The organism is Blastocatellia bacterium, assembly GCA_035573895.1.
Lineage (GTDB): Bacteria > Acidobacteriota > Blastocatellia > HR10 > HR10 > DATLZR01.
In genome coordinates this window covers 1-3,758 of sequence record DATLZR010000086.1, presented here as the reverse complement: position 1 = coordinate 3,758, position 3,758 = coordinate 1, and the positions used below count along the sequence as shown (strand labels likewise).

General features: G+C 60.1%; 4 protein-coding genes. 3 read left to right on the top strand and 1 reads right to left on the bottom strand.

Features of this window, described 5'->3' with window-relative positions; translation table 11 throughout:
* The 3 genes from VNM72_08680 to selB all read left to right on the top strand — a co-directional run.
* A partial coding sequence (locus VNM72_08680; GenBank protein ID HXF05477.1) for an ABC transporter permease occupies positions 1-581 on the top strand: 581 nt, incomplete at its 5' end.
* Positions 582-690: 109 nt separating this feature from the next.
* Positions 691-1,554, top strand: coding sequence for a hypothetical protein (locus VNM72_08675; GenBank protein HXF05476.1), 864 nt, complete (start codon positions 691-693; stop codon positions 1,552-1,554).
* 18 nt (positions 1,555-1,572) lie between these two features.
* Positions 1,573-3,483, top strand: a complete 1,911-nt coding sequence (selB, locus tag VNM72_08670; protein ID HXF05475.1) for a selenocysteine-specific translation elongation factor — start codon at positions 1,573-1,575, stop codon at positions 3,481-3,483.
* Between the two features lie 106 nt (positions 3,484-3,589).
* Here the strand turns inward: selB and VNM72_08665 are convergent, their stop codons facing one another.
* Entirely contained in the window at positions 3,590-3,739 is a 150-nt protein-coding gene (locus tag VNM72_08665) for an LUD domain-containing protein (protein ID HXF05474.1), read from the bottom strand.
* Positions 3,740-3,758: the final 19 nt, after the last annotated feature.

Sequence of the window (3,758 nt, the reverse complement as noted above, 5' to 3'; positions counted from 1 at the left end):
TGATGCGCATCGTTGACGTTCTCTACTCCCTGCCCTATATGTTTCTGGTGATCGTCTTGATGGCGCTCTTTGCCGATCCCGAGGTCGTGGAACCGGTCGTCCGGCTTCTCGGTGTGGATCCCCTCGGTCCGGTGGCTCAGTGGTTGCGCGGTCCCGGCGTTCGCATGGTTTTCCTCTTCATCGCGCTGGGAGCGGTTTCCTGGCTGACGGTCGCCCGGATCGTTCGCGGTCAGGTTCTGATGCTCAAGAACGAACCCTTCGTCGAGGCGGCTCGCGCCCTGGGGGCTTCGACGCCCGCCATCATCGTCCGACATCTGCTTCCCAACGTGCGCGGTCCGTTAATCGTCTACACGACGCTCACGCTTCCTTCGGTGATGTTACAGGAGGCGTTTGTGAGCTTTCTCGGATTGGGGATTCAAGCGCCCCAGGCCAGTTGGGGAACGCTCATCCACGACGGCGTTCAGGCGATGGGAGTCGCTCCCTGGCTCCTCGTCTTTCCGGGCGTCACGCTCGTTCTCACGCTCTTTTGCTTGAACCTCATCGGCGATGGTCTGCGCGATGCTCTGGAGGTGCGAGAGTGAGGAGGTCATTCCCTGCTGTTCGTTCTCCGAATCAGCGGAGGTCGTTCTCGAAAGCGGATAGCTCTTTTGGCGTGAGTTCGGTAAAATGATGCTTCTGACGGAGGAGAGCATGAAACGCGCCATTGGTGTGGTCGTCGCGCTCATCGTTCTCGGAATCGGAGGGCTCCCCGGGCGGGCGGGCGTCGTGAGTCAAGGCGATCGGCCCACCGAAGCCGAGATTCAGGAGATCATCCGTCGGTTCACGGAGAACGAAAGTCGCCTCCGGGAGGAATTCAAAAACTTCCTCTTCCGTCAGGACATTTTGCTCCAGACGCTCGGCCCGCGTAATCGGGTGACCGGAGAGTTTCGTCGCGTCTCGGAGATCATCGTCAACGATCGGGGCCAGCGCGAGGAACGCATCATCTATTTCCCCTTGCCGACGCTCCGGGAAATCGCCGTCACCCAGTACGACTTTGCCGATTTCGCCGGGATTCAGCCGTTCGCTCTGACCAAGGAAGACCTGCCCAAGTATAACCTGACTTACGTCGGTCGAGAGAAAATTGACGAGATCGAGACCTACGTCTTTGACGTCACGCCGCGCCAGCGCCCTGATCCGAAGAAGCTTCACGAACGGTATTTCCAGGGACGCATCTGGGTTGATACGGTGGATTTGATGATCGTCAAAGTGCGCGGCAAGGGATTGCCCGAGGATCGGGAGAATAAGTTCCCCCTGTTCGAAACCTACCGGGAGAACATCGAGGACAAACTGTGGTTTCCGACCTACACCTACGCCGATGACTACCTGGAGTTTCCCGATCAGACGGTTCACGTCCGCATGATCATCAAGTACACCAACTACAAACGATTCACCGGAAAGATCGAGATCGGCGATATCGAGCCCGAGCCGCCGGAGGCGCAAAAGAAACCGGAGAAGAAGCCCGAACCGGAATCGGGCACGAAACCGCCTTCCCCTCCGCCGCCGCGAAAGCCCTGAGTCGGCAGGCCGAGCACAATGAAGCATATCATCGTCGGGACAGCCGGACATATTGATCACGGCAAGACGGCGCTCATCAAGGCGCTCACCGGGATTGATACCGATCGCTTGAAAGAGGAAAAAGAGCGGGGCATCACCATTGACATCGGATTCGCCCACCTGCACCACGGAGGCGTGCGGTTCGGGTTTGTTGATGTTCCCGGCCACGAACGCTTCGTCAAGAACATGCTCGCGGGCGCTCATGGAATTGATCTGGTCATGCTCGTGGTCGCAGCGACTGAGTCGGTCATGCCCCAGACCCGCGAGCACTTCGATATCTGCCGATTGCTGCGGGTGAAATCGGGGCTGGTGGTCATCACCAAGATTGATCTGGTGGATGAGGAAATGATCGAGCTGGTCGCCGAAGACATTCGGGAGCTGGTGGCGGGATCGTTTCTCGAACAGGCGCCGGTCGTTCGCGTCAGCTCCCGCACGGGAGAAGGCATTGAGGAGCTGAAGGAGACGCTCGTGGCGCTGGCGGCCTCGGTGCCTGAAAAGACAATCGAAGCGGTGGCGCGACTCCCCATTGATCGCGTCTTCACGTTGCGGGGATTCGGGACCGTGGTCACCGGAACCCTCATCGCCGGTCAGTTCTCTCCCGGTCAGGAGGTCGAAATTCTCCCTCGTGGGCGACGGGCCACAATTCGCGGGATTCAGGTTCACGGTCAGTCGGTGGAAAGGGCGCGAGCGGGCGAGCGCACCGCCCTCAATCTTCAGGGCGTTGCCGTGGAGGATCTTCAACGCGGCGATGTTGTGGTCCCGGTCGGTCGCTTCCGACCGACATCTATGATTGATGCCCGCCTGGAGCTTCTTCCCACCGCTCCTCAAGCCATCACCACGCGAACCCGCGTGCGGTGCCACCTGGGAACGGCGGAGTTGCTGGCCCGCGTCGTGATGCTCGATCGCGAGGCGGTGCGCCCCGGCGAATCGGCATTGGTTCAGCTTCGGCTGGAATCGCCAACGTGCGCTGTTGCCGGAGATCGGTTCATTGTTCGGCGTTACTCTCCCCCGGTGACCATTGGCGGAGGCGTTGTCCTTCATCCCCAGGCGGAGAAGCACCGTCCCTTCCGACCGGGCGTCGTGAATCCCGTTGTTGATCAACTCCAGGCATTGGAGACGAGCACTGTCGAGGACCGCCTGGTCGTGTGGATCACTCACCCAGGGGAGCATGGAATGAGCCTGGCACAGCTTGCCGCCCTCACTGACTTCACCGAGTCTCGACTGGAATCAACGCTGGCAGAGCTTGTGGCTCAGCGGCGCATCGTCGAACTTCCGGCTCGTCCCCGCCATTTTCTCTCCTGTTCTGCTTACGAGGAGACCAGGCGCCTGTTGCAGCGGTACCTGGAAGAGTATCACCGCAAGAATCCGCTGGAAGAAGGAGCGCCCCGGAACCTGGTGCGGGAGAAAGTGCTCGGCGATCTTCCGGAGTCTCTGTCGTCTGCTCTGCTGTCGGTTTTGCTCAGAGAACCGGAGTTTCGAGCTGAGCGAGAGAGCGTTCGTCTGGCCTCACATCAGGTTCGATTGTCCGGGCCTGAGGCCGACGCCGAGCGACGCCTCGTGACTCTGTTTCGCGAGGCCGGGCTTCAGCCCCCCACTCTGGAAGAAGCAGCTCAAGCGCTGGGCATCCCGCCGACGCTCGCTCAACAACTCCATCGCTTGCTCGTGCAGCGAGGGACCTGGGTGCGCATCGGCGAGCATACGTTCGATGCTCAGGTCATTCAAACTCTCATCGAGCAAATCCGGGCGCGAAAAGCACTCACCCCCACGCTCGATGTCGGAACCTTCAAGCAGATCACCGGCGTGAGCCGGAAATACGCCATTCCCCTGCTGGAATACCTCGATCAATTGCGCATCACGTGTCGCGTCGGCAATGACCGCATCATCCTCTGATGCGACGTCCTTGCGCCTGTTTCTCCCCCTGAGAAAAAATTCGTGCTCCCTGGCGTCCGGCTCTCTCACAGTCCTGAAAGTTCGACATCATCGCTTGGCAAACGGTTCACTCGAGCAGCAGAACATGCAGTTCTTTCGGCCCGTGCACACCGACCGTGAGCGTTTGTTCAATATCGGCGGTGCGGCTGGGACCGGTGATGAAGATCACGCTGCTGCTCGACGGCGGATGGTGGAGCTGTGGGATGAGGGCACTCACATCGGGCAGGAGCCGGTCG

Coding starts and splice junctions, on each gene's coding strand:
- VNM72_08675 (HXF05476.1), top strand. CDS start 691: ATGAAACGCGCCATTGGTGTGGTCGTCGCGCTCATCGTTCTCGGAATC.
- selB (HXF05475.1), top strand. CDS start 1,573: ATGAAGCATATCATCGTCGGGACAGCCGGACATATTGATCACGGCAAG.